Source organism: Vibrio sp. 1CM2L, from assembly GCF_023161695.1.
Classification (GTDB): Bacteria; Pseudomonadota; Gammaproteobacteria; order Enterobacterales; family Vibrionaceae; genus Vibrio; species Vibrio coralliirubri.
Genome location: NZ_JALNTT010000009.1, coordinates 181,048 through 195,900 on the forward strand (window position 1 = coordinate 181,048; position 14,853 = coordinate 195,900).

Sequence of the window (14,853 nt, forward strand, 5' to 3'; positions counted from 1 at the left end):
TAACGCTTATTCTCGATGATAAGGGTGGTTAGCAGTGATGCTCCAAGCTCGATACAAGCTTTCAGCCATGATAACGCGTACTAATGGGTGAGGGAGAGTAAGCGCAGACAGAGACCAACTTTGGTCTGCAGCCGCTTTACATGCAGGTGCTAATCCTTCAGGCCCGCCGATAAGGATAGAAACGTCGCGTCCATCCAACTTCCAACTTTCCAATTGCTCTGCCAGTTGTGGGGTGTCCCACTTTTTACCTGGGATATCAAGCGTGACAATGCGGTTGCCTTTTGGAACCGCGGCCAACATTGCTTCGCCTTCTTTTTGAAGAATGCGTGCAATATCCGCATTTTTACCGCGCTTTCCCGCAGTGATTTCAATGAGCTCTAATGGCATATCATGAGGGAAGCGGCGCTTATATTCTTTAAAGCCTTCTTCAACCCACTTCGGCATTTTTGTGCCAACTGCGATTAACTGGATCTTCAAAGCTTAGCCCCAAAGTTTTTCTAGTTGGTACAGTTCACGGTGTTCTTCTTGCATAACGTGAAGCATGCTTGTGCCCATATCTAGAACAACCCATTCACCTTCTTGCTGGCCGTCCATGCCTAGTGGCTGCATACCTGCTTTACGCACTTCATCAGCAACATGCTGTGCAATAGAAGCAACATGGCGCTTAGAGGTACCTGTACAAACAATCATGTAATCAGTAACGCTTGATTTGCCTTCTACATCGATAGTCACAATCGATTCTGCTTTCATGTCGTCGGCTTTGTCTGCAAGAAAATCTTTTAGTTCTTCACGTAACACGGGGTGTTCCTTTAATCTGAATTTAGCTTTTTAGGGGCTGTTGACCCTAGAATATACCACGCTTTTATGCGTGAAATGGTATTGAAGCTGAAGGGATACAAAACTCTACGCTTAACTGATGAATTAGTGGCCAAGGCGACTGCTCATATTGAGTTTTTGTCATCAATTCAGCTTGAGTGAGCAACGCGAACAAAGAGTGTAATTGAGAAATCGAAACTCTTGTTAGAGCGGCGTTATAAAGAGGCTTTTTAGATTGCCAGATACGGTGTTTCTCGAAGACCTGGCCAATCGGCATCTGTTTCATTTGTTGCTGCATCTGTAACAGCAGAGCAAGCTCACGTTGTATGCTACGCAATAAAATGACGGGTTCGACACCTTCGGCTTCTAGTTGACGTAAGATTCGTTGTGCACGGTTTCCTTTGCCTGCCAATAACGCATCACTCCAATGGAATGGAGTAAAATGGTTGTGTCGACTCAGCGATTCTTCTAAGCGTACTAACGTGAGTTTTCCATCTGGGTATTGGAGAGCCAGTTTTTCTAGGCTTTGGGTCAGAGCAAATAGATTACCCTCATGCCATTGCGCCAGCATTTGAATCGCTTCAGGATCTGGTGTTAAACCGATTTGACGGCAGCGTGCTTGGACAAACTGAGGTAATCGGCTGACATCTGGCGTTAGGCAGCTGACCCAGTGACCCTGATTCGAAAGTGCTTTAAACCACTTAGCGCTTTCTTGGGCTTTAGTGAGCTTAGTGCCCACCAAGATTAACAAGATATCACTGTGGGTATGCTCGGAGATTGCGAGTAGCTCTTTCGCTATTGCGGCATTGACGCCTGACTCTGGCAGTTCAAGCTCGATGACCTGACGGCTAGAGAATAGGCTCAGTGCTTGAGTGCAGTCGTAGACTTGATTCCAGTCGAGACTGCTATCAATCGCAAAGCGGTGACGTTCTTCAAAGCCTCGTTGTTTTGCAGCCTTTTGAATCGCTTCTCGGCTCTCTTGCAGCAGTAGAGGTTCGTTACCAAAAATTAGGTAAACATTACTTAACTGTTTAGCCAGTTGCTCTGATAAGCGGTCAGCAAAAATACGCATCAAATAAACCTATTACTCAGCCGAATCGCTAAGTGTTGGTTGTTCTTCTGAAGCTGGTACGATCTCAACGTCGTCAATTTCAACATTCTTGATGTTGTATTGCTTTTCAAGCTCTTTCACTTGAACGTGCTCTAGTGCATCTAGATCCATGCTATCAGCGGCAATGTTCGCTTTTAGTCTAGCCATCTGACGAAGGATTTGGCTTGTTGCCAACTTACGCATCTCATCTTCGATCATGTCTCGTTCAACCGACTTCGCAAGTGCAGTTAGCGGGTTATCTAGGTAACTACGGGTTACGCTGGTTGAGAATGTCTTTGAGCCTAGATCTGGGATAGTAACTCGATATCTTGCTCTGAATGTCAGTTCTTTCTCTGCTGCACGAGTGTTTTGGTATAGAGACAGAGTTCGCTCACCTACGCTCTCACTAATAATGTGCAGGTTAGGGGTATTTTCAGCCGGTGGTACAATTTCTACATCATTCATACGCAGTTGACCTTTCATCATACGTGTAAACGTACTGTATTGGTCGTAACTGGTTACGGAGATCTTGTTGAGTTCTTCTGGTACGGAGTAATCACCACGTAGGTGGAAACCACAGGCACTTAATAGGCTGACGGTTAAAACAACAACAGTAACTTTCAATGAAGATAGTGAAATCAGGCGCATTATTTGATGGCTCTCATGAAGGTAGAATACTTATTTAAAGGCTTTAGTTCGTTTGAGTGGTTAGGCTCAAGTCTAAAGCGCTTAAATAAGTAGACAGGGCAATTAGCTACCCTGTCTACAGACTGCTTTTGATGAATTAAGTTCGTTAATTCTTTAGCAATTGCATTGTGCTAACGAAATTAGTTAGCAACGATGTTTAGAAGCTTACCTGGTACGAAGATAACTTTACGGATAGTTAAGCCATCTAGGAACTTCTTAGCGTTCTCATCGTTTAGACCAAGCTCACGAACTTGCTCTTCTGTTGCATCAGCAGCAACGGTTAGTTTCGCACGTAGCTTACCGTTGATCATGACAACGATAGTTTTCTCGTCTTCAACTAGCGCTTTCTCATCGAAAGTTGGCCATGTTGCTGAGTCTACGTTTGATTCACCAAGTGCAATCCACATTTCGTAAGAGATGTGTGGAGTCATTGGGTAAAGCATACGAACTACTGCTTTTAACGCTTCATCAAGAATTGCACGATCTTGTGCTGATTCTTGAGGTGCTTTCGCCAGCTTGTTCATCAGTTCCATGATTGCAGCGATTGCCGTGTTGAACGTTTGGCGACGGCCGATATCGTCCGTTACTTTCGCGATAGTCTTGTGGATATCACGACGAAGTGCTTTTTGGTCGCCAGATAGCGCAGAAGCATCAACAGATTCAGCGGCACCTTTAGAAGAGTGAGTGTGAACCAGTTTCCAAACACGTTTGAGGAAGCGGTTAGCACCTTCAACGCCAGACTCTTGCCACTCAAGCGTCATGTCTGCAGGTGATGCAAACATCATGAATAGACGCACTGTATCAGCGCCATACTTGTCTACCATCTCTTGTGGGTCGATACCGTTGTTCTTAGACTTAGACATTTTGATCATGCCTGAGTGCTCAACTTCGCGGCCTTTATCGTCGACTGCTTTTTCGATGCGACCTTTACCGTCACGTTCAACCGTCACGTCAGTCGGTGCAATCCACTCTTTGGTGCCTTTTTCGTTTTCGTGATAGAACGCGTCAGCCAGAACCATGCCTTGACACAGTAGTTGCTTGAATGGTTCGTCAGACGTCACGTAACCAGCATCACGTAGAAGCTTATGGAAGAAGCGAGAGTAAAGCAGGTGCATACAAGCGTGCTCGATACCACCAACGTATTGGTCAACTGGCAACCAGTAGTTTGCCTTCTCTGGATCTAGAATGTCATCAGCTTGTGGTGAACAGTAACGAGCGTAGTACCAAGAAGACTCCATGAACGTATCGAACGTGTCAGTCTCACGTAGAGCTGGTTCGCCGTTGAATGTTGTTTCAGCCCAAGACTTGTCTGCCTTGATTGGACTAGTTACGCCATCCATTACTACATCTTCAGGAAGAATGACTGGCAGTTGGTCTGCTGGTACTGGGTGAACTTCACCGTCTTCAGTGGTTACCATTGGGATTGGAGCGCCCCAGTAACGTTGACGAGATACACCCCAGTCACGTAGACGGAAGTTTACTGTCTTCTTACCTTTGCCTTCAGCTTCAAGCTTCGCAGCAATTGCATCGAATGCTTCTTGGAACGCAAGACCATCGAATTCACCAGAGTCGAACAGGACACCTTTTTCAGTGTAAGCCGCTTCAGAAACGTCCAGTTCAGAACCATCTTCAGGTTTGATTATTGGGATGATATCGATGCCGTACTTAGTTGCGAATTCGTAGTCACGTTGATCGTGAGCAGGAACCGCCATTACCGCACCCGTGCCGTAATCCATAAGTACGAAGTTTGCTACGTATACAGGAACAACACGACCGCTAAGAGGGTGGATAGCCGTTAGGCCAGTATCCATACCTTTCTTTTCCATCGTTGCCAGTTCAGCTTCAGCAACTTTAGTGTTACGACACTCTTCAACGAATGCAGCAAGCTCTGGGTTGTTCTTCGATGCTTTCTCTGCAAGAGGGTGACCTGCAGCGATACCAACATAAGAAACACCCATTAGTGTGTCAGGACGTGTTGTGTACACTTCTAGTGGTGCTTCTTCGCCGTTAACAGCGAAAGATAGCTCAACACCTTCAGAGCGACCGATCCAGTTGCGCTGCATGGTCTTAACCATTTCAGGCCAGCCTTCAAGGTTGTCTAGATCGTCTAGTAGCTCTTGAGCGTACTCAGTGATTTTAATGAACCACTGTGGAATCTTCTTTTGCTCTACTGGAGTGTCACAACGCCAGCAGCAACCGTCTTCTACTTGCTCGTTTGCCAGTACTGTTTGGTCGTTTGGACACCAGTTCACTGAAGAAGTCTTCTTGTAAACCAGGCCTTTTTCGTAAAGCTTAGTGAAGAACTCTTGTTCCCAACGGTAGTACTCTGGAGTACAGGTTGCGAATTCACGGTTCCAGTCGTAACCAAAGCCTAGAAGCTTCAGTTGGTTCTTCATGTACTCAATGTTTTCGTAAGTCCATGGTGCAGGTGCTGTGTTGTTTTTAACAGCTGCGTTTTCTGCTGGTAGGCCGAATGCATCCCAACCAATTGGCTGCATTACGTTTTTGCCTTGTAGACGTTGGAAACGAGATACCACATCACCGATGGTGTAGTTACGCACGTGACCCATGTGCAGTCGGCCACTTGGGTAAGGGAACATAGAAAGACAGTAGAATTTTTCTTTGTTTGGGTCTTCACTTACAACGAAAGTCTCGCTGTTATCCCAGTGTTGTTGAACCTTTTGTTCAATCTCTTGCGGGTTATATTGTTCTTGCATCGATGGTATCCGGTTATCTTGGAATTTGTGAGTTCGGTTAGAACAGAATCTTACAGATCGTCATAGAATACCTAAAGGAGCTGAGTACAACAATAGTTATACCCTTCATACTTGCAGTTGCTGCCTAGTAGATTGTGTAATTTTCACTGAATTTCGCAGGGCAACTATACTTAAGAGTATGAATTGCATTTGTTTGTAAGCGGGAGTGCATTGCAGCGCATTCGTTTGCTCACTAAAAGGTTGGTTATCTTAAGGAGGTTGTTATGCCGAAGAAAAAAGCGCTCTATGAAGAAGTCGTCGAAGAGGTGATTGAAACGCTGAAGCATAGCCCTGAAGAGCTCAACAACAAAATCGAAACGTCGGGCAAGTTTGCGAAAGCAGCTAATGATATGACGAAAGATGAGCTTTCATTGATCTCTGCCTACGTGAAGTCGGACTTAAAAGAGTTTTCCGAAAGCTATGAAGAGAGTAAAAGCGGTTCATTCTATTTGATGATTGCAGACTCTATTTGGCAAGGGCTGTTGGATATTACTGATCGTACTAAGGTGGAATGGGTTGAACTGTTCCAAGACCTAGAACACCAAGGCTTGTATCAAGCGGGTGAAGTTATTGGCTTGGGCACCTTAGTATGTGACGAGTGTGGTCATCAAACCGAATATAACCACCCAACCAATATCATTCCATGCATTAAATGTGGTTCTAAAGGGTTTAGCCGTAAAGCCCTTAAACCGTAAGCTTCTGAACCATAGCGTATCAACGTAAAACCACAGCAATGAAAAAGGGTTGACCCAATCAGTCAACCCTCAAATCACTTTTCGTCGAATCTAGCTTTTTGGCTTTCTAATTACCCAACCAATCACCAAGCTGAGCATCGCCCAGATATACAGTGGCCATGTACCTACTGTGTGATAAGGCGTTTGACCATCCGTTGAAATGAGTTCAGCTTTTAACACTGCCGTTTCAAACTGAGGCACTTGTTTGATGATGTTGCCTTTGTAATCGGTAACTGCCGTCACACCATTGTTGGTCGAGCGAATAACCGGCTTACCAAGCTCCAGAGCACGCATCTGTGCGATTTCCATATGTTGCAATGGCCCAATCGAACGACCAAACCACGCATCGTTAGAGAGCGTTAAAATAAAGTCAGTCTCATCGGTTACGTTCTGTCTAACTTGATCATTAAAGACTATCTCATAACACAACGCAGGCGCTAAGTGACGACCATTTGCCACTATGTTGGGTTGAACAAAATCGCCACGGCTGAATGATGACATTGGCAAGTTAAAGAAAGGTGCTAATGGGCGCAAGATATCTTCAAACGGCACAAACTCACCAAACGGCAATAGGTGATGTTTATGGTAACGTTCGTCTGGATCGTAGCTGTATTCACCGTATGGATTCACACCGAGAGAAAGAATACTGTTGTAGTATTTCTTATCTTCAGACTGATTAAGCACACCAGTAATGATCGAGCTGTTGTTCATCTTCGCTGCGCTATCTAAGTTACGTAGGAAAGAAGGAATCTCTACCTCAAACGCAGGGATAGCGGCTTCAGGCCAGATGATGATATCCGCGTCCCAATTTTCTCTGCTTAGGTCAGTGTACTTCATCATGGTCGGCCAGCGATGACTCGGCAGCCATTTGCTGTCTTGATCGACATTACCTTGAATCAATACCACTGATGTTGTTTTTTCAGGGTTAGGCGTGACCCATTCGATATTTCGAATACCAAAACCTGTGCTAAATACGACGGCGGGAATGATAGCGATACTCCATGCCCGGTTAACAATCGCATAAGCGAATGCAGAGGCTGAAACAATGATCACTAGAGTAATTAACTCGACACCGCCAATCGGTGCAAATGACCCCAATGGCGAATCGATTTGGCTGTAGCCAAGCCAAAGCCAAGGGAAGCCCGTCATTACCCAGCCACGCAGCCAATCACTGATTAACCACAATGCAGGAGCTGCAAGGAAAAATCGGCTTAGATTATTGGCAGGGAAGAACTTGTTCAAACTCCAGGCAAATAGGCCGGAATAAACCGCTAGGTAGCCAATGAGCAGTGCCATCAAAAACAGGTTGGCTGCCAGTGGCATGCCGCCAAAGTGATCGATGCTGACGTATACCCAACTGATACCTGTAGTGAATTGACCTAAACCCCATGCGTAGCCAATCCAAAGAGCACTTTTAGGAGAGCGGTTGTGGATCAGTAACAGCAACAAAGCTGGGCTGAGAATAGCAAGAGGCCATATAGAGTATGGAGCGAATGAAAGGGTGGTTATAGCGCCAACAAAAACGGCCGCAAGCGGCCGTAATAGGCGATGAATAAATGTCTTAGTCATCTAATTTCTGTCATCTCTTTAGAGAGAAGTTGTTATTCTTCGATAGTCGGAAGAGGCTGTTCGTCAGGAATGGTTACCTGTAGCTGAATCACACGACGGTTATCTGCTGATGTTATTTTGAAATGGTAGTTTTCGATTTCTACAATTTCGCCACGAACCGGCAGGTGACCGAGTGCTGTCATAACCATGCCGCCTACGGTATCCACTTCATCGTCACTAAAGGCAGTGTTAAACGTATCGTTGAACTCTTCAATAGTGGTTAAAGCTTTTACAGAGAAGGTATGCTTACTCAGCTTACGAATATCTAGCTCTTCTTCATCGTCGAACTCGTCTTCAATTTCACCAACGATTTCTTCGAGGATATCTTCAATGGTTACCAGGCCAGAAACTCCGCCAAACTCATCGACAACGATAGACATGTGGTAACGCTCTTCTTGGAATTCCTTGAGCAGGCGATCAACTCGCTTACTTTCAGGAACAACCACGACAGGGCGAATCACTTGTTCGATATCAAATGGGGCACTTTCTGAACCCAAATACTTAAGTAGGTCCTTCGCTAATAGAATGCCTTCAACATGGTCTTTATCTTCACTGATCACTGGGTAGCGAGAGTGTTGAGCATCAGTAATAAGCGCAATCAATGTATCTAAATCATCGGTGCGTTCAACTGTAACCATTTGAGAGCGAGGCAGCATGATATCGCGTACTCGCATCTCTGAAATTTCCATAACACCCTCGAGCATGTCGCGTGTGTCGTGGTCAATTAGGTCATTAATTTCTGAGTCGCGGATTACATCTACGAGCTCTTGGCGATCTTTTACTTCACCTTGAAATAGTTGGCCTAGGCGTTCAAAGAAGGACTTTCTACTCGGACCTTCAGATTTTTTACTTCCCTCAGAAGTGGGGGGGTTACCTTCGTTCATGATTTCTCAAAAAATAACGCTATCAGAAGTGTGATAGCACACGTTACAACTCAGATTCCTGCGAAAATCACAGGTTCGATGAGTTATTGTTTCTCTGCAACCTACTTAACTAGAATCAATTTACTTTTCTAGAATGTAAGGGTCTTCAAACCCCATAGATTGCATGATTTCTGTCTCGAGTGACTCCATCTCTTCAGCTTCATCATCTTCGATATGATCATAACCTAGCAGATGCAGACTGCCATGTACAACCATATGAGCCCAGTGTGCTAGCAGAGGCTTACTTTGCTCTTCTGCTTCTTTTTCGACAACTTGACGGCAGATAATGAGGTCGCCCAGTAGATCTAACTCGATCCCTGGAGGAGCCTCGAATGGAAAAGACAACACGTTAGTTGGCTTGTCTTTGCCACGATATTCATGATTGAGCTGGTGGCTTTCTTGTGTATCAACGATACGAACCGTCAACTCAGCGTTCTCTTGAAACTGAGGAATGGTCTTGTCCAACCAAAGCTGAATATCTTGCTCAGTTGGAAGACCTTGCTCATTTTCGACCGCTAATTGCAGGTCTAGTTCAATAGACATCTATTTATCACCTTGTTCTGCAATTACAGAACTATTTTGTGTTGCTAATTGTGTCGTAACTGCCTGCTGAGCCTCAAGAAGTTTGGCTTCACGCTCTTCACGTTTACGCTTTTCAAATTCTTTGCGCTCTTTCTGGTCTTTCGCTTCCCACTTTTCGTATGCGTTGACGATACGAGCAACCACAGGGTGACGAACGACGTCTTCAGACATGAAGAAGTTAAAGCTAATGTCGTCGACTTCATTGAGCACTTCAGTCGCATGGCGTAAGCCTGACTTTGCACCACGAGGTAAATCGATTTGCGTAATATCACCAGTGATCACTGCGCGTGAGTTAAAACCGATACGGGTTAAGAACATCTTCATCTGTTCTACCGTGGTGTTTTGGCTCTCATCAAGAATGATAAACGCATCATTCAATGTACGACCACGCATGTAAGCCAGTGGCGCAACTTCAATTACGTTACGTTCAATCAGCTTCTCAACGCGCTCAAAGCCAAGCATCTCAAACAGCGCATCGTAAAGTGGACGCAAATATGGGTCTACTTTCTGGCTTAAATCACCCGGTAGGAAACCAAGCTTCTCACCGGCTTCAACAGCAGGGCGAGTCAGTAGGATTCGGCGAACCTCTTGGCGTTCAAGTGCATCAACTGCTGCAGCAACAGCTAAGTAGGTTTTACCTGTACCTGCTGGCCCAATACCAAAGGTGATGTCATGAGTGACCATGTTCATTAGGTATTGGGCTTGGTTTGGCGTACGAGGTTTGATAACGCCTTTTTTAGTCTTAATGGTCACTTCTTTGCCGTAGTCAATTTCAGACTCGACGTGTTGCTCCAAAATGCCTGACTCGGTGATCGCCAGATGTATTTGCTCTGGTTCGATATCGATTATGTTGCCTTTAACTGGAGCCGTTTCAACATAGAGGTGTTTGATGATGTCTAAAGCTGCAGCTGTAGTGTGAGGCTTACCGACAATCGTGAAAAAGTTGCTACGGTAATTAATCTCAACGCCCAGACGACGCTCAAGGTGCTTGATGTTGTCGTCAAATGGACCGCATAAACTTGCCAAGCGCTTGTTGTCTGCTGGCTCTAGATTTATCTCTAAGGTAACGATTTTATTGCTCAAATTAGCCTCTCATTTTGTGCCACTCACTCTTAAATAAAACAAAGAGCAAAAAGCCCGATTTAGACCGGGCTTCTGATGGTGATATCCCTATTTCTAAGATGGTCACTTAGTTAGGTAATTTCAAGCTTTGTGTTTGCGCTTTGTGCTCAAACAGTTGTATTGCCTATGGCGTAAATGTTGCTACACCTAGCTCGTCTTCACGTTTTGTTTTTTCCATCATTTCTGCTGGAGTCATAACAACGCGTAGACCCATGTCTTTTTCTGTGCGAACTAGCTCACCACGTAGTGAGTTGGTGTAAACCTCAGTGATCTTCACATCTACGAATTGACCGATTAGGTCTGCAGAACCTTCGAAGTTCACAACACGGCTGTTTTCTGTACGGCCGCGAAGTTCCATTAGGTTCTTTCTTGATGGGCCTTCAACAAGGATACGTTGCTCTGTGCCTAACATTAGACGAGAGAAGCGCATAGCTTGTGTGTTTACCGTTTGTTGCAGTTCGTATAGACGATCTTTCTTCTCTTGTGCTGGTACATCACATGGATAATCTGCCGCTGGCGTACCTGGACGTGGAGAGAAAACAAAGCTGAAGCTCATATCGAAATCAACTTCTTTAATTAGCTTCATTGTATCTTGGAAGTCTTGTTTAGACTCACCAGGGAAACCAACAATAAAGTCAGAGCTGATTTGAATGTCAGGACGAGCTTTACGCAGTTTACGGATAATAGATTTGTACTCGATAGCCGTATGTGGACGCTTCATCATCGTAAGAATACGGTCACTACCACTTTGCACTGGTAGGTGAAGGAAGCTCACTAGCTCTGGTGTGTCTTTGTAAACCTCAATGATGTCGTCACCAAACTCAAGCGGGTGGCTTGTTGTGAAACGAATACGGTCGATACCGTCGATAGAAGCAACAAGACGAAGCAGTTCTGCGAATGAACAGATATCACCTTCGTGAGTTGGACCGCGGTATGCGTTTACGTTTTGACCCAGCAGGTTAACTTCACGTACGCCTTGCTCTGCAAGTTGAGCAACTTCGAACAGTACATCATCCATTGGACGGCTAACTTCTTCACCACGTGTGTATGGTACAACGCAGTAAGTACAGTATTTAGAACAGCCTTCCATGATAGAAACGAACGCCGTCGCGCCTTCAGCTTTTGGCTCAGGTAGGTTATCGAACTTTTCGATCTCTGGGAAAGAGATGTCCATTACTGGCTTTTCGTTAGACAGTGATGATTTAATCATCTCTGGCAAACGGTGCAATGTTTGTGGGCCAAAGATAACGTCTACGTATGGTGCACGTTGACGAATGTGATCACCTTCTTGAGTTGCTACACAGCCACCCACACCGATCACCACACCTTCTTTTTTATCTTTAAGCGTTTTCCAACGACCAAGCTGGTGGAATACTTTTTCTTGCGCTTTTTCGCGGATAGAACAAGTATTCAATAGTAGTACGTCTGCTTCCTCAGGTACTTCAGTTAGCTCATAGCCATTTGCAGCGTTAAGCAGGTCGGCCATTTTTGATGAATCATATTCATTCATCTGACAGCCCCAAGTTTTAATTAGCAGTTTCTTACTCATTATATGTTCGCTCGATCGTTAGTTTAATTTAAGGGAGCAAATCGCCCATTATTCATCCGCTAGCCCCGTTTGTCATAATTCGGTATTCAATTTTATGACAGGCTCTAGCGGCAAGCGGCGTATTGTACTGGTTTCAAAACCGACTGACTAGTAGTCTGAACAAATCTCTTATGTAGTGGTTTTTATTATCGTTAACGCCATATGCCATAAGGGATAACCCTTTTTTCGAATAAGGTTTTTGGTTACAAGTTAGTTATGAAAAAGTACAATCAAAAACAGTCAAAGAATCAAACTGATAAGTACAAAATATGAACAGTTACGATATTGTAGTAGTCGGTGGCGGCATGGTTGGCGCAGCAACAGCAATCGGTTTTGCAAAGCAAGGTCTGAGTGTTGCGGTGATCGAAGGTTTTGCCCCACAAGCTTTTGATGAGTCACAAGCGATGGACATTCGTGTGTCAGCGATTTCTCAAGCATCGGTCGATTTGCTTGAAGATCTTGGTGCATGGCAAAGTATTGCAGCGATGCGAGTGTGTTCTTATAAGCGTTTAGAGACGTGGGAGCATCCAGAGTGTCGTACTGGGTTTGATGCTGCATCACTAGAACTTCCTCGTTTGGGCTATATCGTTGAGAACAGACTCATTCAATTAGGTTTATGGTCTCAATTTGATGCCTACGACAATCTCGAACTGTTATGTCCAGAAAAGCTCGATGTGATTGAGTTTGGTGAAACCAATATCGTTAAGCTTCAATCTGGGGTTGAGTTATCTGCGAAGTGGGTGGTTGGTGCTGATGGTGCGAATTCAGCCGTTCGTCAACAAGCTGGAATTGGCATTACGGCTTGGGATTATCGACAACACTGTATGCTTATCAATGTAGAAACAGAACAACCTCAGCAAGATATTACTTGGCAGCAATTTCTACCAAGTGGTCCTCGTTCATTTTTGCCTTTGTGTTCTCTAACCTCTGACGGTCAAGAAGTCGGGCAGGGCTCGTTAGTTTGGTATGACTCTCCACTGCGTATTAAGCAACTGTCAGCAATGACTCCTGAAAAACTACGCAACGAAGTACTTACTCACTTTCCTAAAGAGTTAGGTGATATCAAAGTCTTGAATTCGGGTTCTTTTCCTCTGACACGACGTCATGCTCAATCATACTCGAAGAATAACTGTATTTTAGTCGGGGACTCTGCGCATACGATCAACCCTTTGGCTGGACAGGGTGTTAACTTAGGCTTCAAAGATGTATCAGTACTGTTGAATGTCACCAAAGAAAAGGGTGAATTGAATCAGTCTGTAGCAAGACGCTATGAAGTGATGAGAAGAGGCGACAACCTAATGATGCAGAGTGGCATGGATTTCTTCTACAAGACATTCAGCAACGACATTGGTCCGCTCAAGTTTGTGCGTAATGCCGCACTAAAACTCGCAGAGAACTCTGGGCCGATTAAAACTCAAGTATTGAAATACGCTTTGGGTCTTTAAGTCGCTAGTTTAATTGGTTGCAAAAGAAGAGGAGAGCTGATGCTCTCCTTTTTTGTATCTGGTGATTACTATCGCTGTTGCGTCACACAAACAGGCGCATCTAGCTCTAACGAGTACCCTGTATAAACCAAAGACCCATCTTCATTATCTCGCTTGAATGAGGTGATGTTGTTGGAGTGCTGGTTGGCGGCGATAAGCCATTTCCCATCGTTCGTAATATGGAAGTCTCTTGGGAATTTGCCTTCAGTGTCGTAGCTATCAATGAAAGTTAGCTTTTGAGTCTCAGAGTTGACTTTGAAGCTGCTGATTCTTGATTGGTGTCGACATGACACATAAAGGAATTGCTCATCAGGGGATAGCTTAATCGCTGCTGCGGCTTCTCCCTTCTCCATATTAGGCAATGCATCAATATCTTCCACTACATTCCAAATGCCTAAAACCTTTTCCAAAATCAATAACGTTTCAGAGAGTTCACAGACCACATAGGCTCTGTCTTCAGCTTTGTTAAAGATTAAATGACGAGGTCCATTGCCGGCGGGCACCTTAATAGACTGCATTGGCTCATCAAGGAACTCTTCTTGCTCTTCATCAAAGCAATAGAAGTTGATGCGATCGGTGCCGAGATCGACAGTCACAAACTGTGGTGATTTTTGTAGGAACAGACATTGATGGGCGTGTGGGCTTGTTTGTCTCTCTTTGTTCGGCCCGGAACCAACCATCTTGATTGTTTTGAGTCGCTTATCGATGCTGCCATTGATACTTAAGCTAAAAATATCGAATGTGCCTGATGAGTATTGCGACGTGATAGTAAACTTATTGTGTGGATCTATTGCGACGTGACAAGGGTGATCTCCCGAGATGAGGCTCGCATTGGGCGTTAGCTGTGAATCAACATTAGGTATATGAATGAGCTGGGGCTGTTTTTGCTGGCCAACTTCCGATGCAGTATATATCCCAGTCTTTGTTACAGTAACAAAAGAGGGGTTAGTACATTTGATGATCAGCTCTAGAGGTAATAGTTTTCCTGTTTCTAGATCTAACTGAGTTTGATAAACACCTTGGCTTTTACTTGGCGTATCTGTGTAGCAACCGATCGTTAAGGGGAGGGCTTTCATAGGCTAGTCATACTCAATTAGAAAATGGAGCTGACATTGTCTTATAAAATCGTATTAAAAGTGAGGTTATAGAAGAGAATACTTGGTGACTTGGCTAGCAGATTTGCATATTCCAGATAAAACAAAACCCAGCTAAAAAGCTGGGTTCTATTTAATGATGGTGCGGTCGGAGAGACTTGAACTCTCACACCTCTCGGCGCCAGAACCTAAATCTGGTGCGTCTACCAATTCCGCCACGACCGCAGCAAATCTTTATAGTTATATCGACATTGGTGGTTCGAAATAACGTTGTCTTCTTGTTTCAAAGAAAAAGTGGTGGCTACTGCGGGATTTGAACCTGCGACCCCATCATTATGAGTGATGTGCTCTAACCAACTGAGCTAAGTA

General features: G+C 44.6%; 13 protein-coding genes and 1 tRNA gene. 2 read left to right on the plus strand and 12 right to left on the minus strand.

The features are described from left to right. Nucleotides 1-6: 6 nt before the first annotated feature. From rlmH to leuS, 5 genes are all read right to left on the minus strand, one after another. On the minus strand, nucleotides 7-477 hold the full coding sequence (rlmH, locus tag MSG34_RS22250; RefSeq protein WP_004735246.1) for a 23S rRNA (pseudouridine(1915)-N(3))-methyltransferase RlmH: 471 nt from the start codon (nucleotides 475-477) through the stop codon (nucleotides 7-9). Nucleotides 478-480: 3 nt separating this feature from the next. Beyond that, complete coding sequence (gene rsfS, locus MSG34_RS22255; RefSeq protein ID WP_004735247.1) at nucleotides 481-798, minus strand: ribosome silencing factor; 318 nt, start codon at nucleotides 796-798, stop codon at nucleotides 481-483. Nucleotides 799-862: 64 nt separating this feature from the next. After that, nucleotides 863-1,888 (minus strand): DNA polymerase III subunit delta, encoded by a 1,026-nt coding sequence (holA, locus tag MSG34_RS22260; RefSeq protein ID WP_248339430.1) that lies wholly within the window; start codon nucleotides 1,886-1,888, stop codon nucleotides 863-865. Nucleotides 1,889-1,900: 12 nt separating this feature from the next. Then, nucleotides 1,901-2,554, minus strand: a complete 654-nt coding sequence (gene lptE, locus MSG34_RS22265; protein WP_248339433.1) for an LPS assembly lipoprotein LptE — start codon at nucleotides 2,552-2,554, stop codon at nucleotides 1,901-1,903. Nucleotides 2,555-2,733: 179 nt separating this feature from the next. Beyond that, the gene (gene leuS / locus MSG34_RS22270) at nucleotides 2,734-5,310 is read right to left on the minus strand and encodes a leucine--tRNA ligase (RefSeq protein ID WP_248339434.1); all 2,577 of its coding nucleotides are present in this window, start codon (nucleotides 5,308-5,310) and stop codon (nucleotides 2,734-2,736) included. A gap of 263 nt (nucleotides 5,311-5,573) precedes the next feature. Between leuS and MSG34_RS22275 the strand changes: the two genes are divergently transcribed. Then, nucleotides 5,574-6,044, plus strand: coding sequence for a zinc ribbon-containing protein (locus MSG34_RS22275; RefSeq protein WP_248339435.1), 471 nt, complete (start codon nucleotides 5,574-5,576; stop codon nucleotides 6,042-6,044). Nucleotides 6,045-6,134: 90 nt separating this feature from the next. On the opposite strand, the gene lnt is transcribed toward MSG34_RS22275, so the two are convergent. The 5 genes from lnt to miaB all read right to left on the minus strand — a co-directional run bounded on the left by lnt (nucleotide 6,135) and on the right by miaB (nucleotide 11,867). Then, nucleotides 6,135-7,652: an apolipoprotein N-acyltransferase gene (lnt, locus tag MSG34_RS22280; RefSeq protein ID WP_248339436.1), complete on the minus strand. Its 1,518-nt coding sequence runs from the start codon at nucleotides 7,650-7,652 to the stop codon at nucleotides 6,135-6,137. 32 nt (nucleotides 7,653-7,684) lie between these two features. Continuing rightward, a complete protein-coding gene (corC, locus tag MSG34_RS22285) occupies nucleotides 7,685-8,575 on the minus strand; it encodes a CNNM family magnesium/cobalt transport protein CorC (protein ID WP_012603382.1) in 891 nt (296 codons plus the stop codon). Between the two features lie 120 nt (nucleotides 8,576-8,695). Next, nucleotides 8,696-9,157: an rRNA maturation RNase YbeY gene (ybeY, locus tag MSG34_RS22290; protein WP_012603383.1), complete on the minus strand. Its 462-nt coding sequence runs from the start codon at nucleotides 9,155-9,157 to the stop codon at nucleotides 8,696-8,698. Continuing rightward, the gene (locus MSG34_RS22295) at nucleotides 9,158-10,279 is read right to left on the minus strand and encodes a PhoH family protein (RefSeq protein WP_048607945.1); all 1,122 of its coding nucleotides are present in this window, start codon (nucleotides 10,277-10,279) and stop codon (nucleotides 9,158-9,160) included. Nucleotides 10,280-10,442: 163 nt separating this feature from the next. After that, on the minus strand, nucleotides 10,443-11,867 hold the full coding sequence (gene miaB, locus MSG34_RS22300; protein ID WP_012603385.1) for a tRNA (N6-isopentenyl adenosine(37)-C2)-methylthiotransferase MiaB: 1,425 nt from the start codon (nucleotides 11,865-11,867) through the stop codon (nucleotides 10,443-10,445). Nucleotides 11,868-12,175: 308 nt separating this feature from the next. On the opposite strand from miaB, the gene MSG34_RS22305 reads away from it, so the two are divergent. Next, nucleotides 12,176-13,351, plus strand: coding sequence for a 2-octaprenyl-3-methyl-6-methoxy-1,4-benzoquinol hydroxylase (locus MSG34_RS22305; protein WP_248339437.1), 1,176 nt, complete (start codon nucleotides 12,176-12,178; stop codon nucleotides 13,349-13,351). A 68-nt stretch (nucleotides 13,352-13,419) separates the two neighbouring features. Here the strand turns inward: MSG34_RS22305 and MSG34_RS22310 are convergent, their stop codons facing one another. Beyond that, entirely contained in the window at nucleotides 13,420-14,466 is a 1,047-nt protein-coding gene (locus MSG34_RS22310; protein ID WP_248339438.1) for a lactonase family protein, read from the minus strand. A gap of 158 nt (nucleotides 14,467-14,624) precedes the next feature. Continuing rightward, nucleotides 14,625-14,709, minus strand: a tRNA-Leu gene (locus MSG34_RS22315). Nucleotides 14,710-14,853 lie beyond the last annotated feature (144 nt).